The organism is Halosolutus gelatinilyticus (genome assembly GCF_023028105.1).
GTDB classification, from domain to species: domain Archaea; phylum Halobacteriota; class Halobacteria; order Halobacteriales; family Natrialbaceae; genus Halosolutus; species Halosolutus gelatinilyticus.
Map to the genome: position 1 here is coordinate 2,109,626 of NZ_CP095491.1, position 26,266 is coordinate 2,135,891.

Annotated in this window: 21 protein-coding genes; 8 read left to right on the forward strand and 13 right to left on the reverse strand. The window is 66.1% G+C overall.

Annotated features, from left to right (window positions below):
* The first annotated feature begins 35 nt into the window (after positions 1 to 35).
* The 3 genes from MUH00_RS10365 to MUH00_RS10375 all read left to right on the forward strand — a co-directional run bounded on the left by MUH00_RS10365 (position 36) and on the right by MUH00_RS10375 (position 4,039).
* A complete protein-coding gene (locus tag MUH00_RS10365; protein WP_246998181.1) occupies positions 36 to 815 on the forward strand; it encodes an IclR family transcriptional regulator in 780 nt (259 codons plus the stop codon).
* Between the two features lie 1,062 nt (positions 816 to 1,877).
* Complete coding sequence (pdhA, locus tag MUH00_RS10370) at positions 1,878 to 3,026, forward strand: pyruvate dehydrogenase (acetyl-transferring) E1 component subunit alpha (protein ID WP_246998183.1); 1,149 nt, start codon at positions 1,878 to 1,880, stop codon at positions 3,024 to 3,026.
* The gene (locus MUH00_RS10375) at positions 3,023 to 4,039 is read left to right on the forward strand and encodes an alpha-ketoacid dehydrogenase subunit beta (protein ID WP_246998185.1); all 1,017 of its coding nucleotides are present in this window, start codon (positions 3,023 to 3,025) and stop codon (positions 4,037 to 4,039) included. Before pdhA ends, MUH00_RS10375 begins: the two co-directional genes overlap by 4 nt.
* A gap of 70 nt (positions 4,040 to 4,109) precedes the next feature.
* Here the strand turns inward: MUH00_RS10375 and MUH00_RS10380 are convergent, their stop codons facing one another.
* The 3 genes from MUH00_RS10380 to MUH00_RS10390 form a co-directional block, all read right to left on the reverse strand.
* Positions 4,110 to 5,117, reverse strand: coding sequence for an LLM class flavin-dependent oxidoreductase (locus MUH00_RS10380; protein ID WP_246998188.1), 1,008 nt, complete (start codon positions 5,115 to 5,117; stop codon positions 4,110 to 4,112).
* A 218-nt stretch (positions 5,118 to 5,335) separates the two neighbouring features.
* Positions 5,336 to 6,604, reverse strand: coding sequence for a M24 family metallopeptidase (locus MUH00_RS10385; protein WP_425603005.1), 1,269 nt, complete (start codon positions 6,602 to 6,604; stop codon positions 5,336 to 5,338).
* 75 nt (positions 6,605 to 6,679) lie between these two features.
* Complete coding sequence (locus tag MUH00_RS10390; protein WP_246998191.1) at positions 6,680 to 7,513, reverse strand: helix-turn-helix transcriptional regulator; 834 nt, start codon at positions 7,511 to 7,513, stop codon at positions 6,680 to 6,682.
* A 224-nt stretch (positions 7,514 to 7,737) separates the two neighbouring features.
* On the opposite strand from MUH00_RS10390, the gene MUH00_RS10395 reads away from it, so the two are divergent.
* Complete coding sequence (locus MUH00_RS10395; protein ID WP_246998193.1) at positions 7,738 to 8,838, forward strand: twin-arginine translocation signal domain-containing protein; 1,101 nt, start codon at positions 7,738 to 7,740, stop codon at positions 8,836 to 8,838.
* A 79-nt stretch (positions 8,839 to 8,917) separates the two neighbouring features.
* On the opposite strand, the gene MUH00_RS10400 is transcribed toward MUH00_RS10395, so the two are convergent.
* Entirely contained in the window at positions 8,918 to 9,907 is a 990-nt protein-coding gene (locus MUH00_RS10400; RefSeq protein ID WP_246998195.1) for an NAD-dependent epimerase/dehydratase family protein, read from the reverse strand.
* A gap of 73 nt (positions 9,908 to 9,980) precedes the next feature.
* Entirely contained in the window at positions 9,981 to 11,675 is a 1,695-nt protein-coding gene (locus tag MUH00_RS10405) for a thiamine pyrophosphate-binding protein (RefSeq protein ID WP_246998197.1), read from the reverse strand.
* Between the two features lie 333 nt (positions 11,676 to 12,008).
* Here MUH00_RS10405 and MUH00_RS10410 point away from each other — a divergent pair, with 333 nt between their 5' ends.
* From MUH00_RS10410 to MUH00_RS10420, 3 genes are all read left to right on the forward strand, one after another.
* Positions 12,009 to 12,725 (forward strand): EthD domain-containing protein, encoded by a 717-nt coding sequence (locus MUH00_RS10410; protein WP_246998199.1) that lies wholly within the window; start codon positions 12,009 to 12,011, stop codon positions 12,723 to 12,725.
* A 5-nt stretch (positions 12,726 to 12,730) separates the two neighbouring features.
* Positions 12,731 to 13,324, forward strand: coding sequence for an HD domain-containing protein (locus MUH00_RS10415; RefSeq protein WP_246998201.1), 594 nt, complete (start codon positions 12,731 to 12,733; stop codon positions 13,322 to 13,324).
* A 214-nt stretch (positions 13,325 to 13,538) separates the two neighbouring features.
* The gene (locus MUH00_RS10420) at positions 13,539 to 14,306 is read left to right on the forward strand and encodes an IclR family transcriptional regulator (RefSeq protein WP_246998203.1); all 768 of its coding nucleotides are present in this window, start codon (positions 13,539 to 13,541) and stop codon (positions 14,304 to 14,306) included.
* Between the two features lie 324 nt (positions 14,307 to 14,630).
* Here the strand turns inward: MUH00_RS10420 and MUH00_RS10425 are convergent, their stop codons facing one another.
* The 4 genes from MUH00_RS10425 to MUH00_RS10440 form a co-directional block, all read right to left on the reverse strand.
* Positions 14,631 to 15,500 carry an amidohydrolase family protein gene (locus MUH00_RS10425; RefSeq protein ID WP_246998206.1) on the reverse strand — a complete coding sequence of 290 codons (870 nt, stop codon included), beginning with the start codon at positions 15,498 to 15,500 and terminating at the stop codon, positions 14,631 to 14,633.
* Positions 15,501 to 15,571: 71 nt separating this feature from the next.
* A complete protein-coding gene (locus MUH00_RS10430; protein ID WP_246998208.1) occupies positions 15,572 to 15,787 on the reverse strand; it encodes a DUF8027 family protein in 216 nt (71 codons plus the stop codon).
* A gap of 471 nt (positions 15,788 to 16,258) precedes the next feature.
* A complete protein-coding gene (locus tag MUH00_RS10435) occupies positions 16,259 to 17,065 on the reverse strand; it encodes an enoyl-CoA hydratase/isomerase family protein (RefSeq protein WP_246998210.1) in 807 nt (268 codons plus the stop codon).
* On the reverse strand, positions 17,058 to 17,948 hold the full coding sequence (locus tag MUH00_RS10440) for a 3-hydroxyacyl-CoA dehydrogenase family protein (protein WP_246998212.1): 891 nt from the start codon (positions 17,946 to 17,948) through the stop codon (positions 17,058 to 17,060). Before MUH00_RS10440 ends, MUH00_RS10435 begins: the two co-directional genes overlap by 8 nt.
* Positions 17,949 to 18,097: 149 nt before the next feature.
* Here MUH00_RS10440 and MUH00_RS10445 point away from each other — a divergent pair, with 149 nt between their 5' ends.
* Positions 18,098 to 19,234, forward strand: coding sequence for a thiolase family protein (locus MUH00_RS10445; protein ID WP_246998214.1), 1,137 nt, complete (start codon positions 18,098 to 18,100; stop codon positions 19,232 to 19,234).
* Positions 19,235 to 19,485: 251 nt separating this feature from the next.
* Here the strand turns inward: MUH00_RS10445 and MUH00_RS10450 are convergent, their stop codons facing one another.
* The 4 genes from MUH00_RS10450 to MUH00_RS10465 all read right to left on the reverse strand — a co-directional run bounded on the left by MUH00_RS10450 (position 19,486) and on the right by MUH00_RS10465 (position 26,029).
* Positions 19,486 to 20,625, reverse strand: a complete 1,140-nt coding sequence (locus tag MUH00_RS10450) for an acyl-CoA dehydrogenase family protein (protein ID WP_246998217.1) — start codon at positions 20,623 to 20,625, stop codon at positions 19,486 to 19,488.
* A gap of 195 nt (positions 20,626 to 20,820) precedes the next feature.
* Positions 20,821 to 22,527, reverse strand: coding sequence for an AMP-binding protein (locus MUH00_RS10455; RefSeq protein WP_246998224.1), 1,707 nt, complete (start codon positions 22,525 to 22,527; stop codon positions 20,821 to 20,823).
* A gap of 118 nt (positions 22,528 to 22,645) precedes the next feature.
* Entirely contained in the window at positions 22,646 to 24,952 is a 2,307-nt protein-coding gene (locus tag MUH00_RS10460) for a TRAP transporter permease (protein ID WP_246998226.1), read from the reverse strand.
* A gap of 6 nt (positions 24,953 to 24,958) precedes the next feature.
* Positions 24,959 to 26,029, reverse strand: coding sequence for a TAXI family TRAP transporter solute-binding subunit (locus MUH00_RS10465; protein WP_246998228.1), 1,071 nt, complete (start codon positions 26,027 to 26,029; stop codon positions 24,959 to 24,961).
* Between the last annotated feature and the right edge of the window lie 237 nt (positions 26,030 to 26,266).

Here is a 26,266-nt window from a genome sequence, read left to right on the forward strand (position 1 = left end):
CAAAACCTAAATCGTTCGTCACTCGATACCGAGACATGACTGACGGTTCGCGCTCGTATCGGCCGGTCGCCACGACGGAGTCATCGCTTCGAATTCTCGAGCACCTCAAGCGCAGTCCCGGGCGAACGCTCGACGAGTTAACCGACGAGCTGGATCTCGCGCGCAGCACGATTCACCGCCACCTGCGCACGCTCGAGGACAACGACCTGCTCGTCCGCGAAGACGGTCGGTTCTCCCTCGCCCTTCGGTTTCTCGACTTCGGGATCAGCGCGCGGAACCGAGTTCCCTTTTTCGAGGTCGGTCGAAGACAGGTCGATCGACTGGCCGCACAGACCGGCGAGAAGGTCTGGCTCGTCGCCAAGGAGGGCGATTTCAGCGTCCACCTCTACAAGGCCTCGGGCGACAGCCCGTTGCGGACGTCGGCGCGCGTCGGCCAGCGGCGGTACCTTCACCAACTCGCCGCCGGGAAGGCCATCCTAGCGCATCTTGACGAGGCGGAGCTGCGGACGATCCTGGACCGGCAGGGGCTGGTGGAGATGACCGACCGGACGATCACCGACGAAGACGCGCTCCGCGACGAACTGAAAGCCGTTCGAGACCGGGGTTACGCGTTCAATATCAGCGAGTCGATCGAGGGGTTGAACGCGGTCGGTGCACCCATTCGAGACGAAGACGGGGCGCCCATCGGCGGGATCAGCATCTCCGGGCCGGCGAATCGCGTGAAAGGCGACTACCTCCGGAACGAACTCCCCGATAAGCTGCTCGCGGCGATCGACGAGATCCACATCACCCTCAGGTACGGCTCGACCGGCTAACCCGATTACAGGTTCCGTCGTCGGCGCCCGACCCCGTTTCGAGGTTCGAATCGCGCTTCGATCGTCGCGGCGATCGCCACCGATTTTCCCGCCGCTTCGTCCGAATAGCTCGGACGAACGCGACCGCCGAACACCGGGACGGTATTACAGTCGTATGTGTGTATACACGGCGTCGGGGCGCTGATCGAATCGCGAACTATTCGGCGTTCGATACTGTGCGAAATAAAATGCTTCTCCCTCGATCACGAGTGATATCCCGCGAGCGGACGGTAATTTAGCAAGATTTCGAGGATCCATACGTGTCACAGACTAGGTGAACGGTCGCTACAGCGACGATCCGAATTATTCGGATTCGCGGCATTCGGCGGTTGACCGGGCCGTGAGAGGTGTTCTGACGGGTTCGTGCCCGTGAAACTCGGCTCGTGGATCGTGGCGTCGTCGCCCTTCCGGCGGTTTCGACCCTCGCGTCCGCTCTCGTATCCAAACTATTCGGATCGCGATCGTCGATTCGGTGCCGACGGATCGAGATCGGGCGCTCGTCGACCCATAGAGCGCGTCGCCGTCCGATGGGGCTTCGCGCGATGCCGATAGTGTTCCAGGGCTGGCGATGCAGCGCGCGAGGGCCGGCGCGCCGGTCTCCGTCGATCGGTCCGTTCGCCGTTTGCTCGAGAGCGGTGTGTATTCGGTCACGAACTGGCGCGAACGACGACGAAAACCGACCGATAGTTCAGTTTCACCGGCGATCGGTGACTTGTAGTGTGACTCACTCACACAGAACTATTAAGTGTATTCTCCGTAATTGTATGTGATATGGCAACCGCCAGTACGCAGGAGATTCGCGCCGCGACCGAGCTACCCCAGCGTCTCGACGCCACTATTCGCGCGAAACTCCACTTTACATTTACACTGGCGGGAATCGCGTCGACGCGAGGCGGAACACGCACCCGCGTCGGACGCGTACTCTGGACCTAACTCGCGGGATTCGCTCCCACCGATCCCGGGGTTACCCAGACCGACCGTGGTACAGCGCTCCGAGCAGCCATCGGTCCACCAGCCACAATAATGAGTGCACAAGAGGAAGCAGATCACGGCGTTACCAGCGAACCAGCGCGAGTCGACGACGAACCGATCAGGATCTTGGACGAGGACGGAACCGTCCTGCCGGGCGCGGAGGTACCCGACCTCTCGGCGGACGAACTGCTGTCGATGTACGAGGACGTCGCGCTCGCGCGCCGATTCGATCAGCGCGCGATCAGCCTGCAGCGACAGGGGCGGATCGCGACCTACGCGCCGATGACGGGACAGGAGGGCGCGCAGGTCGCGACGAGTTACGCGCTCGAGAAACGGGACTGGCTGTTCCCGACCTACCGCGAACACGCGGCCAAGTACGTCCACGGAATGCGTCTCGAATCCCTGCTGAAGCCGCTTCGCGGTCACCGAGACGGCTACGCAATCCCCGACGACGTCAACGTTCTGCCGGAGTACATCCCGATCGCGACGCAGTTGCCCCAGGCCGTGGGGATGGCCTGGGGCAACGAGCTTCAGGGCCGGACCGATCGGGCCGTGCTGTGTCACTTCGGCGACGGCGCGACCTCCGAAGGCGACTTCCACGAGGGGCTGAACTTCGCCGGCGTCTTCGACGTGCCCGCGGTGTTCGTCTGTAACAACAACCAGTGGGCCATCTCCGTTCCCCGAGACCGACAGACGGCGAGCGAAACGATCGCCCAGAAGGCCCAGGCCTACGGCATCGAGGGCGTTCGCGTCGACGGACTCGACCCGCTCGCCGTGTACGAGGTCACGCGGGAAGCCCTCAAGAAGGCGAAGAACCCGACCGACGACGAGCGGCGACCGACCCTCATCGAGGCGGTTCAGTACCGCTACGGCGCGCACACGACCGCGGACGATCCGTCCGTCTATCGCGAGGACGACGAGGCCGACGCGTGGCGCCGGAAGGACCCGCTCGATCGCCTGCGGAACTACCTGTATTCGGAGGGCATCCTCGACGAGGAGCGCGAGGCCGACATCGACGAGCGTATCGGGGCGCAGATCGACGACGCGATCGAGGCCGCCGAAAACGCGGACGCCGATCCGGACAGCATCTTCGAGCACGTCTACGACGAACTGCCCGACCGGCTTCGCGAACAGCGGGACGAACTGAACGCGCTCCGCGAAAAGTACGGTGACGACGCGTTCTCCGAGGTGTTAGAATGAGCTCGGCCACCGCACCCGCCGCCGAGACCGACGCGGATCGACTCACTCTCGTCGAAGCGGTTCGTGACGGGCTCTACGCGGAGATGTCGGCGGACGACCGCGTCGTCGTCCTGGGCGAAGACGTCGGCAAGAACGGGGGCGTCTTCCGCGCTACTGACGGGCTCTACGAGGAGTTCGGCGGCGATCGCGTCGTCGACACGCCGCTGGCGGAGTCGGGAATCGTCGGGACGGCGATCGGACTGGCGCTGTCCGGCATGCGGCCGGTCGCGGAGATACAGTTCATGGGATTCTCGTATCCCGCGTTCGATCAACTCGTCAGTCACGCCGCCCGGTTCCGGAGCCGAAGCCACGGCGCGTACACGGTCCCGATGGTGGTCAGGATGCCGTACGGCGGTGGCATCCGGGCGCCGGAACACCACTCCGAGTCCACGGAAACGTTCTTCGCTCACGAACCCGGGTTGAAGGTCGTCTCCCCGAGCACGCCGTTCGACGCGAAGGGGTTGCTCACCGCGGCGATCCGCGATCCCGATCCGGTCGTTTTTCTCGAGCCCAAACTCCTCTACCGCGCGGTCCGCGAAGACGTGCCGACGGGCTCCTACGAGGTCCCCCTGAGCGACGCCGCGATCCGGCGGGAGGGAAGCGACGTCACCGTCTACACGTGGGGCGCGATGACCCGGCCGACCCTCATCGCCGCGGACAACGTCGCCGAGGAGTACGGCGTCGACGCCGAGGTCGTCGACCTGCGGACGCTGTCGCCGCTCGACGTCGAGACCATCGTCGACTCGTTCGAGAAGACCGGCCGGGCCGTGATCGTCCACGAAGCACCTAAGAGCGTCGGCCTCGGCGCCGAAGTGGCGGCGACCGTTCAGGAACACGCCCTCCTCTACCAGGAGGCGCCGATCAAGCGCGTGACCGGCTTCGACGCGCCGGTACCGCTGCACGCGCTCGAAGACTACTACCTGCCCCAGGCCGTCCGCATCCAGGACGGGATCCTCGAGACCGTCGACTTCTGAGGCCGACGCGAGTTCGATCGTTCCTGGGTTCCCGCGGCGATCGACGTCTCGAAAAGCGAGTGCAAACGCGTCACCGAAGCTGCGGGGCGACCTCGTCGCCGAGCCGGTGGATGCAGTCGACTGTCGCCTCGGTTCCGACGCCCGGGTGGTAGGTGCGGAAGATGAAGTGGATATTGTCGCCGAGCGCCTCCCGGTAGGCGTCGAGTTCTTCGACGACCTGCTCGGGCGTGCCGAAGATCGCCTGCCCTTTCAACTCCCGCTTGCGATCGGCGTCGAGTTCGTCGACCGACTCGCCGGAGAAGAGCTCCGCGTACCGGCGCTGGATGTAGAAGTAGCCGTCGCGCATCGTCTCCCAGGCCTCCTCGCGCGAGTCGCCGACCCAGCCGTGCTGGAGGACGTAGATCGTGAACGCTCCCGAAATTTCCTCCTCGTCCCGCACGCGACGGATGTCCTCGACGCGCTTTCGAACCCCCTCGATCGACAGCGACGACGGGGCGCACCAGGCGTCCGCGGTTCGGGCGGCCCGACGAACGGCGGGTTTGGCCGCGCCGCCGAGCATGATCGGCACGGTCTCGTCGACCGGGTTCGGCGTGATCGAGACGTCAGCCGGCACGTCGTGAAACGCCGAGTCGTAATCCAGGTCGCAATCGCTCCACGCGCTCCGAAGGAACGACACCAGATCCGCGAGCCGATCGGCGCGCTCCTCGCGCGGCACGCCGAAGACGTCGAACTCCCGCGGATTCGAGCCGATCGCGAGGCCGAGCGTGAGCCGGCCGTCAGCCAGGAGGTCGACCGTCGCCGCGTCCTCGGCGAGCCGGATCGGATCGTACAGCGGTCCGAGCGCGACGCAACTCCCGATCTCGATCGCGTCGGTTTCGGCGGCCATCGCGCCGAGTGCCGGCATCGTCCCCGAGAGGTAGCCGTCCTCGGCGAAGTGGTGTTCCGACACCCACGCGCTGTCCAGCCCCGCGGCTTCGATCTCGCCCGACAGCCTCAGCATCTCCGAATACAAATCGCTCGGCTCGCGATCGTCGTCCGGCCGCTGCTGGGCCGTGAATAGCCCCGTCCCGAGTTTCATATTCCCGTTATTCATGGTGAGCATCTTAACTGTTGGTGGACTCGCGATCGACGAGGATCTGCTACTCACCGGTTGAGATAGCAATGAAGAACACCACGTCAGCCCCTTTCGTGGTGTTCGCATTCGAGTTGGTGTTGAGAATTCACAATTTGGCGGATGTATGGACAATCGTTCGCCGATTGGTCCCGATCGAAACATCCGCTCACCGAATTACTCGATCAGTGATCGATAACGGTGAGCTCCTCGACGGGCCACTGGCTCAGGATCTCAACGCCGTTCTCGCGGACGACGACCATCTCCTCGACGCGGACGCCCTGCCGATCGGCCGGTTCCTGGGTCTCGACGGCCATCGTCATCCCCTCTTCGATCTCGATCGGGTGGTCCGGCGAGAGGCCGCGCCAGATCAGCGGCACCTCGTAGAGCTGGAGGCCGAGGCCGTGGGCCCAGTGGTTGGTGGTCAGCTGCCAGTGTTCGTCGGCGTCGTAGAAGTCGGCGTGCTCGCCTTTCATGTCCGGAAAGCCCTGCGCGATCTCGTCGGTCGTCGCGCCGGGTTCGATCCGTTCGAGCACGTCGTAGAGGTTGTCGCGGGCGGTCTCGTACGCCTCCCGCTGGGCTTTCGTCGGTTCGCCCATACTAAAGGTGCGGTAGTAGCACGATCGGTAGCCCAGATAGCCGATGTTGTAGAAATCGGCGTAGACGAGGTCGCCGGGACGGATGGCGCGATCGGTCGTATTGGCCTGGTGTTTCGGCCACGTGTTGGGACCGGAGGTGAGGTAGCCGCCGCCGACGAACGCGCCGTGGCGCCACAGTTCGCTGACGGCTTCGCCCCAGACCTCGGTTTCGCGCATCCCGGGCTTCGCGGCGTCTTTGATCGCCTGGAAGCCCGCCTCGCAGATCGACGCGACCATTCGGAGACACTCGATCTCGTCGTCGGTCTTGACCTTCCGGGCGTCGAGCATCGCCTCGGAGGCGGCCTCGGTGTCGACCTCGATCCCGCGGTCCTCGAACGCGCGGACGAGGCCGGCGTTCCCGACGTCGATGCCGAGCGTCTCGTCGGCGACGCCGTACTCATTCATCGCCTCGTGGACGGTTTCGGCCATCGTCGACAGGAGGAACCGGCGGGCCGACGGACTGCCGGAGGCCCGCGGGACGTTTCCGAGACCCGGGCAGGCGTATCGAATGTCGTGGAGCCACGGGCAGTTGAACCGCTGATTGCTCGCGTGATCGGCGGTATCCCAGTGGACGATATCGCCCGCCTCGGTCAGCAGCGTGTAGTGGTCGGCGCCGCTGCCGCCGGTCATCGCCAGTCCCGTCACGTAGCGGATGTTGGGGTCCGACACGAGCAGCATCGCGCCGAGGTCGGTTTCTTGCAGGCGGTCGAGCGCCCGCTCCTTGCGCTCCTCCCTGAGTCGCCGCGTGTCGATCCGTTCCTCCCAGTCGACGGCCTGCGTGCCGCGGGTTCCCTCCATGAAACGCCGTTCGTCCATACCCACGCGTACTCGGACGACGGTCTTCAATCCGGGTGGTTCGGATGCGATCTCGGTCCGCGCGACGACGGCGTCTCACTGTTCGAGGATCGCGGACACCCGTGCGGATTCGGCAGCCTCGATCGGCCGCGCGCGCGAGCGGTACCGCTCGGACACGGTTCTAGCCCACTCGATCGACTCGTCCGATTCGATGCACCCGAACCCGCATAGGTGGCCGCGATCCGTGTACGTCGTGATTCCGGCCGTCTCGTCCGGGTCGTCGGCGATCAACAGACCGAAGGGAAACGAGTCGCCGACCACCGACACGGCGAAGTCGGGCGATCGAATCAGCGTTCGGCAGTCGGATTCGTGGTGGTCGGCGAGGCGATCGAGGGTCGTCGACTCGATCACGACGTCGGCCGACAGCCGCCCCGCTTCCAGGTCGTCCCGCAACGCCTCGATCGTTCGTGGATAGACGAGCGCGGCGAGTCCGGTCACTCGCTCGGCCCGCGCGACCCACTCGAGAAACGCGTTGAGCGGCGCCTCGGGGTTTCGATCCGTCGTGACGACGTCCACGTCGCGGATCACCGGCGGCGGCGGCCGTTCCTCGGGCGGAACCGCCTCGAGCAACGGCCCGGCGGCGTAAATTCGCTCGGAGAGCGCCGCCGTGTCGCGGTAGAGTTCGGCGTGGAGCCGTCCCTTGTTCGTGAGGCGATAGCCGTCCGAGACCCGCTCGACGAGGCGGTGGCGCTTCAACTCGCGGGTCTGGTTGTATACCGTCGACTTCGAGACGCCGAGCTCCGACGCTAGCTCCCCTTTGTACGTCGCTCCGTCCCGAAGCGTCTCGAGCAGCGGCGCCGACTTCGCGAGACACCGGAGCAAGCAGTCGAACGATGGCGGATCGCGTCGGCATGGGGTTCGGTTTGGCATCGTTGATAGTACCTCCCGAGTAAGCGAAATTAAATGCCTGGTCGGAGCAAAATTCACCACGATAGATAAAAATATTTCTCAAGATCCTGTGAGTGCGCTAGGCTATTCGGTGTTCCCCGGAGAATCGGTCAGGGGGGCATAGGGAAGTTAATCTCCCCTGCGGGGCGGTTATACGGGGACAGGAGGGAAAAATTATAATCATACAGAGATAGAATTTAGTTGTAATGGGAGATGATACGGACGAGCGGATCGGGAACGAATCGGCGGAAACCAACAGGCGGCGGTTCTTGCGTGCCACCGGCGCGACCGCCGCAGCGGTCGGGCTGCCTGCGATCGCCGCGGCGTCGGTCGCCGCGCGCGATGACTCGAACGACTCCGTAACGTTTCTCAAAGGGAGTTACGAGAGTCCCGTCGAGGCCGCCGCCATCGAGGAAACGCACAAGACGATCGAACGCGCCGCCGCCCGCCGGGACGGGCGGACGACGGTCGCCCGATCGGAACCGGCGGCGGAGGAGACCGGCGAACTCGTCGCATACGTTCGGGGGCGGCGAGCCGACGGGGTCGTCCGCGAGTATCACGGCGTGGCCCGATCGGCCGACTCCGTCGACGTCATCCACAAGCGGGCCGCTCAGCACGCGGCGGCGCTCGAGCGGGCGGGCGCGTTGCTACCCCAGGGCGGGATGAGCCAGGAGGTCTCGACGCAGGACATCGACGTCGAGAACATGGACAAGATCTACGAAAACCACTACGAGAGCGCCGAGGAGCCGTTCGGCGTCATCGGAACCTGGATCGACTGGTTCCACAGGCGGGACGACGACCGGGACGTCAACGCGGTCCGCCAGCGGGTCGCCATGGAACCCGGATGGCAGCTGTGGGACTCAAGCTGGAGGAACAACGACGGGTTCGCCGAAACCGACTGGGCCGACAACGAGGTCGGCGGCGAGGAACTGCACGACTGGGAACCGTTCGGCACGCAGGACGGCTCCGTCAGCAAGAACGTGAGCGTCTCGGCGTCGCTGTCGTCGGCACCGTCGCTGTCGGCGAGCGTCAGCTGGATTTACAGTCAGCCGGCGCTGATGGTGGAAGACCACACGAGCTTTCACGAGGACAGGAACCATTGGTTCTTCGACACGAACACCGACGCGACCGAGACGAGCACCATCGGCATTCGTCCCGGAAGCATCTGTTACGCTAATCCGCCGAGCTGCGAGTACAAGAAAATCTGCAACGTTAAAACGATCGGGACCTTCTACGAAGATTCGACGTTCCACGACCACCACGAAACGTTCGGGCACGGGAGGGGCCTCCTGCTCCGACACTGCTGAGCGCACCGCGACCGCCGACGTCGGCCGAGCGTGACCACCTGATCGCTTCGTCGGGGAACGCGACCCGACGCCGGCGCCCTCAGACCGGCTCGAGACCGCGGTCCTCCCGCAGCACGTTGATGTACTTACGGAAGCCGGACTCGAGATCGTACTGGACCTCGTAGCCCAGCTCCTCCCGCGCTTTCGTCATGTCCAGGTTCTGCGTCCAGGGCAGTTCGCCGTCGTCGGAGACGTCGATTTCGGCGTCGGGAACGATCGATTTGACCGTCTCGGCGGCCTCGCGGACCGTCGCGAGCACGCCGCGAACGTTGTAGACGCGCTGGGTGAGTTCTTCTTCGGGGGTGAACGCCGCCCGCCGGAACGCCTGCGCGATGTCCTCGACGTGCTGCCAGTCGATCGCCTGGTCGCCGTACTCGACGCTGTAGGACTCGCCGACTGCGGGCTTCTCGATGATGTTTGCGAGAAACGCCGAGCCGCCGGTTTCGCGGTAGGGGCCGTAGGCCACGGTCGGACGCAGGGCGACGTGATCGAGACCGTAGTCCTCGTGATAGACCCGCGCCTGGTGTTCGTTGTACTCCTTGGTCGCGCCGTAGAGGGTGTCGGGGTAGACGAGTTCCTCCTCGTCGACCCACTCCGCGTCGTAGTTATGCGGCGGCGCGTAGACGGCCGCAGAGGAGGCCCACGCGACGCGCTCGACCTGGTCGTCGAGGATCCGCGCGGCCTCGAAGACGTTGTTCGTCCCCATCACGTTCACCTCCGCCCCAGCGCGGGGGTTCTCCCGCGCGGTCGTCGTCAACAGCGCGGCGAGGTGGACGATGTGCGTCGCGCCCGTTTCCTTGACCGCTCGGATCACGTCGGTCGGTTCGGAGACGTCGCCCCGGCGCACCTCGACGTCCCCGTCGACGCCGAGCTTTTCGAGAATCTCGGTATCCGTCGAGAGGTCGTAGGCCACGACGTCGTGGCCGTGTTCGAGCAGGTCCTGCACCACGTAGGACCCGATGAAACCGGTTCCGCCGGTTACCAGTACGGTCGCGTTCGCGCCTTCCGTGTGAGTTTCCGCGTCGGTCATGTCTGTGTGGTAGTTCGATCGGTCACGTATAGGTTGGTGTTCGTTCGCACGGCGCTGCTCGCGATCGCTCGCATCACTCGTGAAGCCCCCCGACCGACTCGTAGAACGAAGAGGCGAGCGTCTCGGCCATGTCCGCCTCGCGATCGATGCGCACGTCGATCACGTGGGGAACGTCGGCCGCCTTCCCCTCCCGGAGCGCTTCCGCCAGCTCGTCCGGAGCGGTCGCGCGCCGGCCGACGGCGCCGAACGCCTCTGCGGCCTTCACGAAGTCGGTGTCGTGGAACTCGACGCCCGCGATCTCGTGCTCGCCCTGCATCTGGCGGACCATTCCGAGGCTGGTGTCGTTGAGCACGACGAAGGTGGGTGCGACGCCGTACTCGACGGCGGTCTCGACGCTGTTCATCGTCATCGAGAAGCCACCGTCGCCGGCGACCGCGATCGCGTCCTTCCCGGTCGCGAGCGCTGCCGAGACGGCCGCGGGGTTCGCCCACCCCATCCCGCCGACGCCGCCGCTCCCGAAGTAGGTGCGGACGGCCGGCGTCTGGAGGTAGTACAGCAGCCAGAACCGGTTGTTCCCCGAGTCGGCGGTGACGATCGTATCCTCGTCGACGACCCGCTGGATCTCCTTTGCGGCGCGCTGGGGCGCGATCGGCGCGGAGTCGTCCTCGCACTCGGGCGCCGTAAACCAGTCCCGGGCCTCGGCCGCTCGATCGATCGCCCACTCGTTCTCCCCGCTCCCCGCCGCCACGAGCGCGGCCAGACTCTCCGTTGCGTCGCCGATCAGTCCTACGTCGGCGGGGTAGACCCAGCCGGCGTTGCGGGTGTCGACGTCCGCGTGGAGTATCGTCTGCTCGTCGGGCCGGATGAACTCGGGCGCCTGCCAGTTCGTGTCCATCGGATTCAGCCGACAGCCGACGACGAGCAGCGTATCGGCCTCGCTGACGACGCGGTTCGCCCCCTCGTGGCCGAACGAGCCGATCACGCCCGCGGCGCGCTCGTCGGTCTCGGGATAGGTCGACTTGCCGAGGTACGAGGTGACGACGGCGCAGTCGTAGGCGTCGGCGACCGCCGCGAGCTCGTCGTACGCCTGCGCCGCGTGAACGCCGTTGCCCGAGACGATGACCGGCCGATCGGCCGCTTCGAGGTGCTCGGCGGCCGCCGCGACGTCTTCGGCGGTCGGGGCCGCGTCCCACGTTCGCGTCTGTTCGGCCGCGTCCCACGCGGGTGGCGTCGGATCCTCGGGCACCTCGTCGGTGATCGCGTTCCCGTCGAGGATCACCGCCGTCGGACCGGGTCGTCCCGCAACGGCGTGTTTGAACGCGAGGTGGGTCGATCGCAGAGTCTCGATCGGCGTCCGGGGGAACCACCACTCCTTCGCCACGCCGCCCAGGATGTCGGGGAGGCTGAATCCGCCGTAGTCGCCCCGGGCTTGCTGGTAGGGCGCGAGCGTCGAGTACTCGCCGCGCTCCGAGGCCTCCGTGAGCACGACCATCGGCGACGAGGACAGTGCGGCCTCCATCTGGCCGATCATCCCCAAACTTCCGATCCACGGACCCTGGCCGGCGAGCACGCCGGGCGTCCCGGTGAGCCGGCCGTAGGTCTCCGCCATGACGCTTGCCTCGCGCTCGTCGCGCGGCCGGACGAGGTCGACGTCGGAGTTGGGGAGGTGTTCGAGCAGTTCGATGACCCGTCCGCCCGGATAGCCGAAGACGTACTCGACGTCGAGTTCCTCGAGGGTCTCGACGAGGGCTGCGGCCGTCGTCGTCATGCCTCCGGGGTCCCGTGGACGGCTCCGTCACTCGTCGTCCGGCGATCGGGCCCGGAGTCGACGACCTCCGGTCGGAACCCGCGGCTCGCGCGCCTCTCGCGGCTTTCGCTGTCCTCGCCCCGCCGAACGGGACGCTCGACCACTCGTATCATGCACCTGTACTGTCGCCGTCCGGTGACTTCGTTCTATCGGTGCGGCGCGGTCCCGCGACGCGCGGGCATCGGTACCGAGCACCAACTACTGCGGTCGCCGGCGATCGACCTCGACGCTTCGATCGGGACGCTTGCTCGCGACCCTCATAATTTATTGTACTGTGCGGAAAATCGGCCCGTGATGTACAAGCACGTCGCCCTACTGGTCAGACGCGAGGGAATGAGCCACGAGGAGTTCGTCGACTACTGGCAGACGAACCACACGCCGATCGCCCGCGAGATCGACGGCGTCGTCCGGTACCAGCAGGTGCTTCCGACCGATCCCGAAAACGCGGAGTTCGACGGGGTCGCCGAACTTTACTTCGAAGAGCTCGACGCGCTCTACGACGCGCTCGGCAGCGAGGGTTCGCGCGACTACGATCCCGGGACGGGCAGAGCCAAGGAGGCCCGCGAGGACGTCGACAACTTTCTCGCGATCGAGGAGCGGCCGCGGTTCATCGGCGAGGAGCTCGTCCAGAAAGACGAGGTCGACGGCGACACCGACGGCTTGTACAAGCACTCGGCCTTCCTCGTCCGCCGGGCGGGGATGAGCCACGAGGAGTTCGTCGACTACTGGCAGACGAACCACACGCCGATCGCCCGCGAGATCGACGGCGTCGTGAAGTACAACACGGTGATCCCGACCGATCCCGAAAACGCGGAGTTCGACGGGGTCGCCGAACTTTACTTCGAAGAGCTCGACGCGCTCTACGACGCGCTCGGCAGCGAGGGCTCGCGCGACTACGATCCCGAGAAGGGCAAAGCCAAGGAGGCTCGCGAGGACGTCGACAACTTCCTCGCGATCGAGGAGCGGCCCCGCTTTATCGGCCGCGAGCGCCTCGTCAAAGCCGAGGAGTGATCCCCATGTCCGATCGCGATTTCGATCGCCAGGTTCGCGACGCGTTTCCGGAACTGGCGCGCATCGAGGACGAGGGCCTCCGCGACCGCGTCGTGGAGGCGTGGACGCTCGGCCTCGAACGCGGGGGCTGGCGGGATATCGAGGACATCCCGTACGCCTGGAACATCCACGAGGTGACGAACGTCGACCACGTCCGCGGCGTCGCGCGGATCGCGCTCGACGCCGCCGAGGAACAGCGATCGTTCCACGGCGCCGATCCCGACGTCGACACGATCGTCGCCGCCTGCCTCCTCCACGACGTCGGCAAGTGCTACGAGTACCCCGACCACGTCGACGACGAGTTGCTCGACGACACAGACCCGCGGTACGTCAGCGAGGAGATTCCCCACTCCCTGTCCGGCTACGCGCTCGCCCACGAAGTCGGCTGCCCGCTCGCCGTCCAGCGGGCCATTCCCCACTTCATCGGCGAGATTCCGACGCGAACGCTGGAAGCCGAACTCGTCAAGAGCGCCAACTCGGCGTCGTCGAACGCGATCACGCAGGCGACGATGGGCATCACGCTCCAGGAGTGGGTCGAGGAGTACTCCCAGACCACGTGAGCCGGTTCCGGCGATCGCGTCCCTCCCGGGATTCTCGCGAGCGCTCGCCCTGGTTCTCGATCGTCTTTTCGCGCGAATTCGTCGTCGATACAGATTCGCTAACCCACGATTCTTCCGATCGCGCCGCGATGTCGTTCGAGTAATTCGAACGAATACGCCGATCGTTCGAATAGCGGGAACAAGATTTTTACCGACGGGTTACGAACCGGGCGGTATGACACAGGACTCGGCGCACAGGCCCGTCGAAACCGTCGACACGGCCTTCGACATCATCGAGTTGCTCAAGCGGGACGACGGGCTCGGCATCACGGCGATCGCCGACGAACTGGGGCTGGCGAAGAGCACGATCCATCGCCACGTGAAGACGCTGGAGTCGCGGGGGCTGCTCGTTCGGGAGGACGACTCCTACCGGATCAGCACCTGGTTCCTCGACTACGGCGTCCACGTTCGCAACGAGCACACCCCGTTCTCGGTGATCAAGCCGAAAGTGGACGAGCTGGCCGCAGAGACGGACGAGAAGGTCTGGGCCGTGATCGAGGAGCACGGGATGGGCGTCCACATCTACGGGGCGCAGGGCCGCCACTCCGTCAAGACCCACGCCAGGATCGGCCAGCGGACGCCCCTCCACCAGTTCGCGGCGGGAAAGGCCATCCTGGCCCACCTCCCCGACGACCGGATCGACGAGATTCTGGACGAGTACGGCCTTCCCGGACGAACCGATCAGACGATCACCGATCGAGACGACCTGCGCGACCAACTCGAGACGGTGCGCGACCGCGGATACGCGTTCAACCGAGAGGAATCGGTCGTCGGCGTGCACGCCGTCGGCGCGCCGGTCAGGGACCGGTCGGGAATCGCCGTGGGCGCGATCAGCATCGCCGGTCCGGCGAACCGGCTCCGAGGGGGGTTGTTGACCGAGGAACTCCCCGATCTGCTGCTCGGGGCGACCAACGAGGTCGAGATCAACCTGGCCCACTCCTGAGTCGACGGCCCTCGCGGCGATTATCGTTCGAGTAGTTCGAACGGCTCTGACGAAGGCGTCGCGACCGACGCGTACGCTCGCCATCCCCTGGCGGTACGCGGATGCCGTCGGTGCATCTCCGCTCGGTCGCCTCCGGCCCCGTCGCGAATCGATCGGCGACCGAGCGGACCCTCCGTACTCAATCGCCGGATACGACGGCCCTCGGGCCGATTTCGTTACACACGTACGAATGTAATGGTTTGCTACTTGGGCGATCGCTCGCGTTCGAACTATTCGAACGTGGATCGGGTGCGGCGTCGACGGGATCGCCGATCGCCCCGCCGACTACAGGGCGAGGAATTCTTCGGCGGTCTCCCAGAGGACCTTGCGCTGGGTCGCCTCGTCGAAGTCAAGCTCGGCGAACTGTTCGAGCCACGGTTTCGGCTCGAGCATCGGATAGTCGGTGCCGAACATAACCTTGTCCGACAGGAGTGTCTTCGCGTAGTGGAGCACCTGGTCGTCGATGTATCGGGGCATCCACCCCGAGAGGTCCATGTAGACGTTGCCCTTCTGCTGGCAGATCGCCAGCTGTTCTTTCTCCCACGGGTAGGCCGGGTGGGCGATGAGAATCCGGAGGTCGGGGTGTTCGGCGGCCACGTCGTCGATCAGCATCGGGTTCCCGTACTTGATCTTCAGTCCGCGACCGCCCGGCGAGCAGGCCCCGAGCGTGGAGTTGCCGCCGTGGAACACGACTGGCACGTCGAGGTCCTCAATCGTCGCCCACAGCGCCTCGTGTTCGGGGGCCGAGGGATCGAACCCCTGGGCGATCTGCTGGAACTTGAACCCCGACAGGTCGAGATCCTCGACGCAGCGGATCGCCTCCTCGACGCAGTCGTCCTTGAGCGGGTCGACGGAGCCGAAGCCGACGAAGAAATCGTCGTACTCGTCGCGAACCTCCGCGACGTAGTCGTTGGGTACCGGCGGATTCCCCGTGTTCGTCTCCGCGTCCCAGCCGAGCAGGACGGCCCGACCGACGCCGGCCTCGCGGTACTCGGCGATCATGTTCTCGTAGGTGTCGGTCTCCAGGTCGGCGCCGAACCGATCGGCTGCGTCTTTCATCATCTGCCCGCCGGCGTCGTGGAGGAACTCGCTGGTCGGCTGGTGCGCGTGCGTATCGATCGCCCGCGGCTCGTCGAGGACGTCAGGCAAACCCATACCGTGTGCAAAGCCGCGTCGCTATATGTATCTTTTCTCGAAGATCGCACGGGGACGCCGGTCCCGCGGCGTCACTCGGTCGATTCCGCCCGCTGGTCGAGCAGTCGCTCGATCTCCGCCTCGTCGAGCACGTCGATCAGGGCGGCGTCCTTGCGCTGGTAGCGTTCCCACTGGTCGTCGGTCAGCAGTTCCCGAAGCTCGTCGTCCGTCACGGCCGCTTCCAGCGTATCGTTCAGGTCGTCGGGATCGTATCCGGACACCGGCATGATCCCCGCTACGACGCTCACGTCCTTATACGTCACAGGGGCCTCGATTCGTTCGGACCGGGGTCCGAGCGTTCGATCGTCGATCCCGACCCACAGATCCCAATCATAGATTATGTATTTATATAAAATATGTTTTTCATATATCTGTTTCCTGTTTTTCGGTTCTGATCGCGAGGAGTTCCAGGTAAACCGGGTTTTGATCCGATATAAGCCGGTTTTTCTCACCACTACGAACCGGACTGTAGTCGCTAGCCGTTCCTCGAATTCCAGTCCGAATATCCTTCGAATCGTTCGTGTAGAGGGTCGAATGGCCGGTACTCAGGATCGATCGATCGACCGAATCGAGATCGGTCGGTTTCGAGAGAGGATTCGACTCATTAACTATTTTTGTAATTTCGGTGCGAGCCAGCGCGATCGCCGGAACGGATTTCGGACGGTCGTGGCCAAGCGGGTCGAACCCAGTCGGCGGAGAACGATCGGTTCGGCGCGGGGTCACTCGCCGGTAAACTCCGGCTCGCGACCCTCGAGGAACGCGTCGATCCCTTCGTCCTTGTCCGCGGTCGCGAACAGCTGGACGAACAGTTCGGACTCGTACTGCAGCCCCTCCTCGAGCCCCATCCGCGAGCCCGCTTTGACCGCCTTCTTGGCGAACTCGAGCGCGATCGGGCTCTTCTCGGCCATCGAAGCCGCGAGGTCGTAGACGCCGTCGTCGAGGTCGTCTTCGTCGTAGACCTCGTCGACGAGGCCGATCTCTTTGGCTTCCGCGGCGTCGACGAGTTCGCCCGAGAGGATGAGCCGCATCGCCTGCCCCTCGCCGACGAGGCGGGCGAGCCGCTGCGTGCCGCCGCCGCCGGGGATGAGTCCGAGGTTGATCTCGGGCTGGCCGAGTTTCGCGCCCGCCGCGGCGATGCGGACGTCGCAGGCCTGCGCGAGTTCGCAGCCGCCCCCGAGCGCGTGGCCGTTGATGCGGGCGATGACCGGAATCGTCGCGTCGTCGACGGTCTCGTAGACCCGCGGGCGCTCGCTCGCCCGTCGCTGCTCGACGAGTCCGCGGTCCCTGAACTCGGTCACGTCCGCTCCGGCGACGAACGCGCCCGACCCCTCGCCGCCGGTGAGCACGAGCACCCGTACGTCGTCGTCCGCGTCCGCGGCCGCGACGGCGTCCTTGAGCTCCGTCCGGACCTGTCCGTTCAGCGCGTTCCGGGCGTCGGGCCGCTCGATCGCGATCGTCGCGACCCGCTCGACACGTTCGCCGACGTCGACGGAGAGCAGGTCGTACTCGTCTCGAAGCTCACTCATCGACACCACCCCAATCGCCGCTCATCGCGACGCGATCGCCACCTTCCCAGACGTAGAACCCCTCGCCGGTCTTCTTGCCGAGCTTGCCCGCCCGGACCTTCCGGCGCAGCGCCTGCGGCGGCTTGAACCGCTCCCCTAACTCCTCGCGGAGGTGCTCGGCGATGTGCAGGCGGACGTCCAGCCCGACGTGATCGCCGAGTTCGATCGGTCCCATCGGGTAGCCGTAGCCGAGCGTCATCGCCTCGTCGATGGCGGCCGGGCTGGCGACGCCCTCCTCGACCATCCGGATCGCCTCCAGCCCGAGCGCGAGCCCGAGTCGCGAGGTGGCGAACCCGGCGCTGTCGCGGACGACGACGTCCTCCTTGCCGACGTCGCGGACGTAGTCCACGGCGAACGCCTCCGTTCGATCGTCGGTCTGCTCGGCGATCACGATCTCGACGAGGTCCATCAGGTGCGGCGGGTTGAAGAAGTGGAGTCCGACGGCGCGCTCGGGCCGATCGAGCGCGCTGGCCATCTCCGTCACGGACAGCGAGGAGGTGTTCGAGGCGATCACCGTCTCCTCGCCAGCCGCGTCCTCGACGTCCGAGAAGACGTCCTTCTTCAGATCCATCTCCTCCGGGACCGCCTCGATCACGAGGTCGGCATCGGCAACGGCCGCCTCCAGGTCGGTCGTGCCCTCGATCCGGTCGAGCGTCGCCGCCATCTCGGCTTCGGTCACCTTGTCGCGTTCGACGCCACCCCGCAGGTTCTCGCGGATTCCCGCGATCCCGTCGTCGACGAGATCGTCCTCGATGTCCCGCAGGACGACGTCGTGGCCCGCCATCGCGGACACCTGGGCGATTCCGTGTCCCATGCTCCCGGCTCCGAGCACTGCGATTCGCATGATCGTACACACTTCGGTCGCGATCAAAAACGTTCCCTTTCGGGGCCCGTTCGCGCGGTCCCGACGGTCGCGTTCGGGCGACGCGACCGCTCCGGATCGGAGCCGTCGAACGGAGTTACTTTACGCTCCGGGCGAGAACGACACTCGCAATGAGCGATCGGCAGCCGGTCATCGTCTCGGCGGTCAGGACCCCACAGGGGAAACGCGGCGGCGTCTTCGCCGAACTCGGTAGCGACGCGCTCTCGGTTCCGCTCGTCGACGAGCTGCTCGATCGAACCGGGCTCTCCGGCGACGACGTCGACGACGTTCGCTGGGGGTGTGCGAAGCAGGTGAACGAACAGAGCAACAACATCGCGCGCGTGATCGCGCTCTGTTCGGGGCTCGGCGAGGGCGTCCCGGGAACGACGATCGATCGGCTCTGTGCGTCCTCGGCGGAGGCGATCGCGAGCGCGAGCGACGCGATCCGGGCGGGCCAGCGCGAGGCGATCGTCGCGGGCGGCGTGGAGAACATGTCCCGCAACGAGCGCCGGAAGGGGATCGGCTCCTACGACGGGATCGCGGAGCGATACGACGCGGCCGGCCTCGCGATGGGTCAGACGGCCGAGAACGTGGCCGAGCAGTTCGAGATCTCGCGGAAACGCCAGGACGAGTACGGCGCGCGAAGCCAGCAGCGCGCCTGCCGGGCGACGGACGCGGGCAGGTTCGAGGCGGAGATCGTCCCGATCCAGACCGCGGACGGGCTCGTCGAGGCGGACGAGGGGCTCCGCCCCGGCACGACGGCGGAGACGATCGCGGAGCTCCCGCCGGCGTTCCGCGAGGACGGGACCGTCACCGCCGCGAACGCCTCCCAGATCTCCGACGGCGCGGCTGGCGTTCTGCTCACGAGCAGGGCGTTCGCCGAGGAGCGCGGCCTCGAGGTCCTCGCCGCGATCGAGGACCACGACGTCGCCGGCGTCGATCCGACCGTGATGGGGATCGGTCCGGTGCCCGCGGTTCGGCGCATCTGGAGGCGCAACGGCCGCGACGTCGACGACTACGACCTCGTGGAACTCAACGAGGCCTTCGCCAGCCAGACGCTGTACTGCAAGGACGAACTCGGCGTCGCCGACGATCGGCTCAACGTCAACGGCGGCGCGATCGCGCTCGGCCACCCGCTGGGCGCCTCCGGCGCCCGCCTGCCCGTGACCCTGATCCACGAACTGCGACGTCGGGGCGGCGGACTCGGCCTCGCGACGATGTGCGTGGGCTACGGTCAGGGCATCGCGATCGAGTTCCGCGTCCCGTAGCGTCGACGGTGCGACGACGGCGCTACCGTCGGCCGAGACGGTGCGCGAGCGAACGCCGAGAAACGGTGGTAGGTGGTTTCGCGACCGGTGGTCGCGGCGGTCCCGATACTGTGAATTTCGGTCGGGCGACCGACTCGCCTCGGGCAAGCTCCCCTTTGTCCCGCCGTTACTTAAGGATTTCCGTCATTTCGGCTCGAAAGCCGAACGCTACCGACCGCGACACGGTTTCCAGCGGCGCTCGGTTCCGGACCCTACAGAAGCTGGTCGGCGATGATGTTCTTCTGAATCTCGCTCGTCCCCTCGTAGATCTTCGTGATGCGGGCGTCGCGGTAGTACCGTTCGGCCGGGTAGTCCGTGACGTACCCGGACCCCCCGTGGACCTGGATCCCCTCGTCCGCGACCTCGACGGAAACCTCGCTGGCGAACAGCTTCGCCATGCTCGAGAACTGCGCGGCGACGTCCTGGTTCTCCCGCTCGACCTGCGTCGCGGCGCGGTAGGTCAGCGATCGGGCGGCCTCGACTTTGGTCGCCATCTCGGCGAGTTTGTGCTCGATCGCTTGGAACTCCGTAATCTTCTGGCCGAACTGCTCGCGCTCGGTGGCGTACTCGATCGCAGCGTCGAGTGCACCCTGGGCGGCGCCGACGGCCTGTGCGGCGACGCTGGTGCGACCGGAGGCGAAGAACTCCATCAGCTGGTAGAAGCCCCTGTCGAGTTCGCCGATGACGTTCTCCTCGGGGATGTGGACGTCGTCGATGACGACCTCCGCGAGGTCGGAGGCGCGGATGCCAAGTTTGTTGTCGATCTTTTCGCGGTTGACGCCGTCGGCGTCCATCGGGACGAGAAAGGCGGTGATGCCGCGGTGACCCTCGCCGGGACTGGTCTTGGCCATCAGAACGCCGATGTCGGCGACGGTGCCGTTGGTGATCCACATCTTGGCGCCGTTGAGCACGTACTCGTCGCCGTCTTTCTCCGCCGTGGTCTCGATGCCGGCGACGTTCGAGCCGTGTGCGGGCTCGGAGATCATCGAGCAAGATGCCGTCTCCCCGCCCGCGATCCTGGGCAGCCACTCCTCTTTCATCCACTCGTCGCCGAACTCGACGATCATGTTCGTCCCGAAGCCGGCGCTGCCGACCGCGGAGCCGATCCCGGGATCGGCGCGCCACAGTTCCTCGGTGACGATCGTCGAGGAGAGTTTGTCCATTCCGGCCCCGCCGTACTCCAGCGGAATGGTCGGCGCAACAAAGTCGTACTCGGCCGCCTTCTTGCGGATCTCCTCGGGATACGTGCCCTCGCGATCGTACTCCTCGGCGACCGGTTTCATCTCGTTCTCGCCGAACTCGCGGACGGCGTCGCGGATCGCCCGGTGTTCGTCTGACAGACTGAAAGCCATAGCGGACCATGGGAACCGCGAGACAAAATAGCTTCGGTTTCTCTAACCACTGATAACTATATATCCAATTAGACCAACGATGCTGTGGAAAATAGCTATAAAGTTAAAATTTGTAAGCTACGCTATTCGTCTCGAGGCGATCGACGGCCGACTCGATCGGGTCGGCCGTCGGAGTCAGCGCCACCTCCGCGTCGTCTACGCCCGTTCGTCGCGGATCTTGAACTTCTGGACCTTGCCGGTCGCGGTCCGGGGAAGCTCGTCGACGAACTCGACCTCGCGGGGGTGTTTGTACGCCGCCAGGTTCGCCAGGCAGTACTCCCTGATCGCGTCCGGCGTCGCGTCCGCGTCGAGCGTCGGGACGACGTACGCCTTGACCGTCTCGCCGCGGCGCTCGTCCGGGACGCCGACGACGGCGGCGTCGGCGACGGCCTCGTGCTCGAAGAGGAGTTCCTCGACTTCCCGCGGGTAGACGTTGTAGCCGCCCGTGACGATCATGTGCTTCTCGCGATCGACGACGTAGAAGAAGTCGTCCTCGTCCCAGTAGCAGACGTCGCCGGTGTGGAACCAGCGTCTACCACCCTCCTCGGTGAAGGCCTCCTCGTTCGCGTCGGGCAGGCCGTAGTAGCCCTTCATCACGTTCGGCCCCGACACGACGAGTTCGCCCGTGATCTCGTGGAGGTCGGCCGCTTCGGCGGTTTCACCGTCTTCTCGCGGGCTTCGCCCGCTCGAACGGTTCGCGGAACTTCGTTCCGCGCTACCTTCGCCTCGTTGCGTCAGAGACGCAACGCTCTCCTCGTCGATCGGTCCGTCCCCGACGCGCGGCACCGTCTCGAAATTCTCGTCCACCACCTTCGCGTCGACGCCGTCGAGCGGCCGGCCGATGCTCCCCTTGCGACGGGCATCCGGCGTGTTCGCGTGGGTGACGGGGCTCGTCTCGGTCAGGCCGTACCCTTCGTTGAGCTGGACGCCGTACAGCCCCTCGAACCGCTTGAGGACCTCGATCGGGAGGCTCGCACCGCCGGAGTTGACGAACCGCAGCGAGTCGAACGCGTACCCGTCGGCGTCGGGCCGGTTGATCATGTCGTTGAACATCGCCGGGACGCCGAACATGATCGTGATCCCCTCGTCCTCCAGGAGGTCCATCACGGCGGCGGCGTCCCACTCGGGGACCGGATAGTAGGTCCCGCCGCTGTACATCGCGCCGTTCATCACGACCGACATGCCGTAGATGTGAAACAGCGGCAGGGTGCCGATCAGCCGATCGGACGCTCGGAAGCCGCCCGGCGGCACGGCGGCGTTCGCTCGCGTCGTCCACGCGAGGTTGCGGTGCGTGAGGAGCACCCCTTTGGGCGTGCCGGTCGTGCCGCTGGTGTAGGGCTGGACCGCGACGTCGTCGTCCGCTCGATCGACGATCGGCAGCGCGTCGTCCGCGAGGAACGCCTCGAACGGGATCGCGCCGGCGACGTCGGCGTCCTCGTCGCGAGATGAGGACTCCCTCTCCGGTGACCGTCGCTCGCCGACGCTGATCACCCGCTCGACGTCGGTGTCGTCGAGCACCGCGGCGACCTGCGAGACGTTGTCCGCGAGGGAGACGACCGCCTTCGCGCCGCTGTCGCCGAGCAGGTGGCCGATCTCGCGGGCCTTGTACTGCGGGTTCATCGGCACGACGATCGCACCCGCCCGCAGCGTCCCGTAGAAGGCCGTCACGAACTGGGGCAGGTTCGGCAGGTAGATGCCGACTCGATCGCCCTCGCCGATCCCCGCCTCCTCGAGCGCCCGGGCGAACCGGCCCGCTCGCTCCCAGAACTGTGCGTAGCTCACTTCCGCGCCGTCCGAGGCGATCGCTGCGGAATCCGGGTTCGCCTCGACGGTCTCGGCGACGTCGGTCACGAGGTTCGTCATGTCTCGTGTGACCGTCGTGCGAAGACCACAAAAGGATTGTTACTCGCGAATCGCGTCGCACGACGACCGACGAGCCGGTTTCGCCACCGATCGGCGCGGCGGTCGAAACCGCCCGGTATCAGTCGACGGTCGACGGCTCGACGCCGGACTCGGCGTCGACGGGCCGGTCGTAGCCGACGACGAACCTGGCGTGGAGCAAGACGGCGACGATCGCGACGGCGGCGAATACCTGCACTCCGACGTGGACGCTCGAGCCGAACATGGCACACAGCGCGGCGAGGACGTAGAGCCCGCGAACGGGGTACGAGAGGGGCCTCGCTCCGTCGAAGCCGACGGTGGCGACGATGAGCCCGACGGTTCCCGCGAGGACGAGCGGGAAGGCGACCAGCGTCTCCGCCGACCAGTAGATGAGGCTGTTGTTCGCCACGAACGCGTACGGAATGATGAACCCGGGCGCCCCGAGCCGGAGCGACTGCACGCACGATCGCATGAAGCTCGCACCCGCGATCCGCGACCCGATCGCGACGGAGATCGCGACCGGCGGCGTGATCGCCGACAGCATCGCGAAGTAGAACACGAACATGTGGGCCGTGATGTCCGGCGTCCCCAGTTCGGTGACCGGGCGCGCGACGAGGGTCGCGACGAGGATGTACGCCGCGGGCGTCGGCATCCCGAGGCCGAACAGGATGCTGGTGGCCATCGCGAGCAACAGAACGAGCAGGAGTCCGCCGCCGATCCCGAGGACGGTCACGTCGCTCATCCCGATGACGGCGGTCGCGACCCGGGCGGTCAGCCCGGTCCCTTCGAGCAGTTTGACGATCACGCCCATCGCCGCGAGCACGCCGACGAGGGGCGCCATCTCGACGCCGCCCCGTTCGAGCCCTCGAATCGTTTGTTTGCACGTCGCGACTACGTCCGGGTGAACGTCGGTCGCCGGCGAGGCCTCGTCGAGAAGGTTCGCCCGGCCCCTGCGGTCGTCGCCAGCGTCTGAACCGGCGTTCGCGGTCGTCCCACCGGCGATTGCGTCCCAGACCTTCACGCCGGCGGCGTTCCAGACCGTTACGACGACAGCGTTCCAGATCTTTACGCCGACCGTATTCCAGAGGAACACCAGAACGACGTTCCGAACGAACATCGTCGCGACGATCGCGACGATCGTGTACAGCCCGGCGGTGAAGGGCGTGTACTGCAGGTAGACGAGCGTAACCAGCAGGACGCCCATCGGGACCGCGAAGTGGGCGCCGCCGAGTAAGAGTCGCCAGTCGAACGGCGAGAGGTCCCGCGAGGTCCAGCCGAACTTGAGGACCGTGAAGTGGACGGCCAGGCAGACGCCGAAGTAGAACAGCGCCGCCGGGATCACGCCCGCCTTGACGATCGTCACGTACGGCACGCCGATGATGTCGGCCATCAGGAACGCCGCGACACCCATCACGGGCGGCAGCATTTGGCCGCCCGCGGAGGCGACCGCCTCGATCGACGCCGCGACGTCGTCGCGGACGCCCTGATCCTTGATCATCGGGATGGTGAAGCTTCCGGTCGTCGCCGTGTTGGCCGCCGCGCTGCCGGTGATCGATCCCATGATCATGCTCGAGATGACGGCGATCTGGACGACGCCGGTCCGCAGACTCGCCCCGAGTTCTTGACCGACCTCGCGGACGAAGTCCATCAGACCGTAGGCCTTGGCGATCCCCGCGAACATGATGAAGATCGCGACCCACGTCGACCCGATCCCCATGAGCGTGCTGTCGTAGACGCCGCTGATCCCGATCGCACCGTTTTCTGCGATCTGTTCCCAGCTCATCCCCGTGTGGCGAAATACGCCGAACAATCGGGTGCCGACCGCCGAGTGGGCGTACAGGATCGCCAGCGCGGCGACCACGGCGATCACGGTTCCGAACGCCCGGCGGGTCGCGTCGATCGCCAGCCCGATCAGGACCGCACCGACCAGGTGATCCGTCGTCGTGTAGCCGACGATGAACGCATCGTCTTCGAGACGGCCGAAGTTCGCGTAGACGTATGCGGTCGCCGCGATCGCGGCGACGGCGAGCGCGACGGCGACGACGGGATCGAGCCGGTCGAACGTCCGGCGCGCTCGATCGAGCGCGCCGGACGCGTCCGCCGATCGCTCCCGCGCGGCCGAGCCGGCGGCTGCGAACTCGTCGTCCACACCCGCGTACCGGCTTCGAGCGTACTCGAGGTAGTACAGCGCCACGCCCATCCCGAAGAAGGTGATCACGTACAACTCGTCTCGCTTCACCCACCTCGGCTCCGTAACGATCGGCTCGAGGAACGACGGCCAGCCGAAGACGAGGGAGACGGCGTAGGTGAGGGTAAAGAGCGTCAGGGAGATCCCCAGCGCGGAGACGAGCCTCTCGAGGGCGGCGACGGGTCGGCTTCGGTCCGAACGTCGACGTGCTACTGACATCGGTTTCTACTCGTCGGCGCGATCGAAGTCGTCGCTCCAGACGCCGATCTCCTCGTAGAAGTCGGCTGCGGCGGGGTGGAACGGCACGTTCTCGTACACGTTCTGCACCCAGAACGCGTCGTCCTCGAAGGTTCCCAGGATGCCGTGGTACTCGGACAGCGACGATCGCTGTTCGTACATCGCCTCGAGGAACGTGTATACGGTATCGTACTCGAGGTCGCCGCGACAGATGAAGTTGTACGAGAACGTCGGCGCGGGAACCTCTCCGGGCGTGGTCGCGTTTTCTATCTGGCCGACGTCGGTCGGCTGCGACAACAGCCGCTCGTCGTCCTCCCAGGCCTGCGCGGTCGAGTCGTCGACGTCGAGGACGCGCAGGTCGACGGAGCTGGCGATCTCCTGGAGCCAGCTCGGGGTGATCGCGAAGTTCATGAGGGTCCCGACGCCGACGTCCAGCTGATTCTCGTTCATCGCGTTCCCCTGTTCGCCGTAACCCGTACTCACGCGCTCGTAGCCGTCGGTCGCGTATCCGAGCGCCCGTTCGAGGGCGGGCGCCGTCCCGGAACCGCTCGGCGTCGGGGACACCGTGGTGCCGTCGCCGATGTCCGAGAGCGTCTCGAGGTCGGCGTCGTCGGTGATGAAGAACCACGGCAGGTCGTAGAAGTGGAACACCTGCGTCATCTCGAAGTCGAGCTGATCGAACGGCTCGACCCCCTCGCGAACCTCGTACGCGGACCAGTTCTGGATGTAGACCATCTCGGCGTCCCCGCCGTTGAGCGCGCCGAGATTCGCTTCCGTCCCCTGGCTCGTCTGCGCCTCGACGAAGAGCTCGTCGGTCCCGTCGTTCACCGCGCTCGCGAGCCCCTGATTCGCCGCGTACGCCGTCGTGCTCGCCGTCGACGTCCGCATGCGAACGGTCGTCTCGCCGCTTCCGCCGTCTCCGCTCCCGTCGTCGCTCCCTTCGCCGTTGCTGTCCCCGCCGAGACAGCCGGCCAGTGCGCTCGCGGTCCCGACGCCGGTCGCCGCGAGGATCGATCGTCGACTTCGGCACCCGTGACTGTCACCACTCGGATTTGCCATAGCTTCACACAGGTGAATGAACCACAATAACGTTAACGCTTTTTCGGGGCAGTATGCGATGGGTTGACACGATACGGGCTCAGGAGAACCGAGGCGCTCCGCCCCGCGGCCGGCCGGCTCCCGCACGCCCGGGTGCGATCGTGCGACGCAACACGTCCTGCGAGCCAACGCGTTCGACCTCGCGGATCGCCTCGTCCCGTTCGGATCGTGACCTGTCCGCGCGCCGAGAGACCGCAA

Excerpts from the sequence above, each read along its gene's own strand:
- MUH00_RS10365 (WP_246998181.1), top strand. The coding sequence starts at position 36 with ATGACTGACGGTTCGCGCTCGTATCGGCCGGTCGCCACGACGGAGTCA.
- pdhA (WP_246998183.1), top strand. The coding sequence starts at position 1,878 with ATGAGTGCACAAGAGGAAGCAGATCACGGCGTTACCAGCGAACCAGCG.
- MUH00_RS10375 (WP_246998185.1), top strand. The coding sequence starts at position 3,023 with ATGAGCTCGGCCACCGCACCCGCCGCCGAGACCGACGCGGATCGACTC.
- MUH00_RS10380 (WP_246998188.1), bottom strand. The coding sequence starts at position 5,117 with ATGAAACTCGGGACGGGGCTATTCACGGCCCAGCAGCGGCCGGACGAC.
- MUH00_RS10385 (WP_425603005.1), bottom strand. The coding sequence starts at position 6,604 with ATGGACGAACGGCGTTTCATGGAGGGAACCCGCGGCACGCAGGCCGTC.
- MUH00_RS10390 (WP_246998191.1), bottom strand. The coding sequence starts at position 7,513 with ATGCCAAACCGAACCCCATGCCGACGCGATCCGCCATCGTTCGACTGC.
- MUH00_RS10395 (WP_246998193.1), top strand. The coding sequence starts at position 7,738 with ATGGGAGATGATACGGACGAGCGGATCGGGAACGAATCGGCGGAAACC.
- MUH00_RS10400 (WP_246998195.1), bottom strand. The coding sequence starts at position 9,907 with ATGACCGACGCGGAAACTCACACGGAAGGCGCGAACGCGACCGTACTG.
- MUH00_RS10405 (WP_246998197.1), bottom strand. The coding sequence starts at position 11,675 with ATGACGACGACGGCCGCAGCCCTCGTCGAGACCCTCGAGGAACTCGAC.
- MUH00_RS10410 (WP_246998199.1), top strand. The coding sequence starts at position 12,009 with ATGTACAAGCACGTCGCCCTACTGGTCAGACGCGAGGGAATGAGCCAC.
- MUH00_RS10415 (WP_246998201.1), top strand. The coding sequence starts at position 12,731 with ATGTCCGATCGCGATTTCGATCGCCAGGTTCGCGACGCGTTTCCGGAA.
- MUH00_RS10420 (WP_246998203.1), top strand. The coding sequence starts at position 13,539 with ATGACACAGGACTCGGCGCACAGGCCCGTCGAAACCGTCGACACGGCC.
- MUH00_RS10425 (WP_246998206.1), bottom strand. The coding sequence starts at position 15,500 with ATGGGTTTGCCTGACGTCCTCGACGAGCCGCGGGCGATCGATACGCAC.
- MUH00_RS10435 (WP_246998210.1), bottom strand. The coding sequence starts at position 17,065 with ATGAGTGAGCTTCGAGACGAGTACGACCTGCTCTCCGTCGACGTCGGC.
- MUH00_RS10440 (WP_246998212.1), bottom strand. The coding sequence starts at position 17,948 with ATGCGAATCGCAGTGCTCGGAGCCGGGAGCATGGGACACGGAATCGCC.
- MUH00_RS10445 (WP_246998214.1), top strand. The coding sequence starts at position 18,098 with ATGAGCGATCGGCAGCCGGTCATCGTCTCGGCGGTCAGGACCCCACAG.
- MUH00_RS10450 (WP_246998217.1), bottom strand. The coding sequence starts at position 20,625 with ATGGCTTTCAGTCTGTCAGACGAACACCGGGCGATCCGCGACGCCGTC.
- MUH00_RS10455 (WP_246998224.1), bottom strand. The coding sequence starts at position 22,527 with ATGACGAACCTCGTGACCGACGTCGCCGAGACCGTCGAGGCGAACCCG.
- MUH00_RS10460 (WP_246998226.1), bottom strand. The coding sequence starts at position 24,952 with ATGTCAGTAGCACGTCGACGTTCGGACCGAAGCCGACCCGTCGCCGCC.
- MUH00_RS10465 (WP_246998228.1), bottom strand. The coding sequence starts at position 26,029 with ATGGCAAATCCGAGTGGTGACAGTCACGGGTGCCGAAGTCGACGATCG.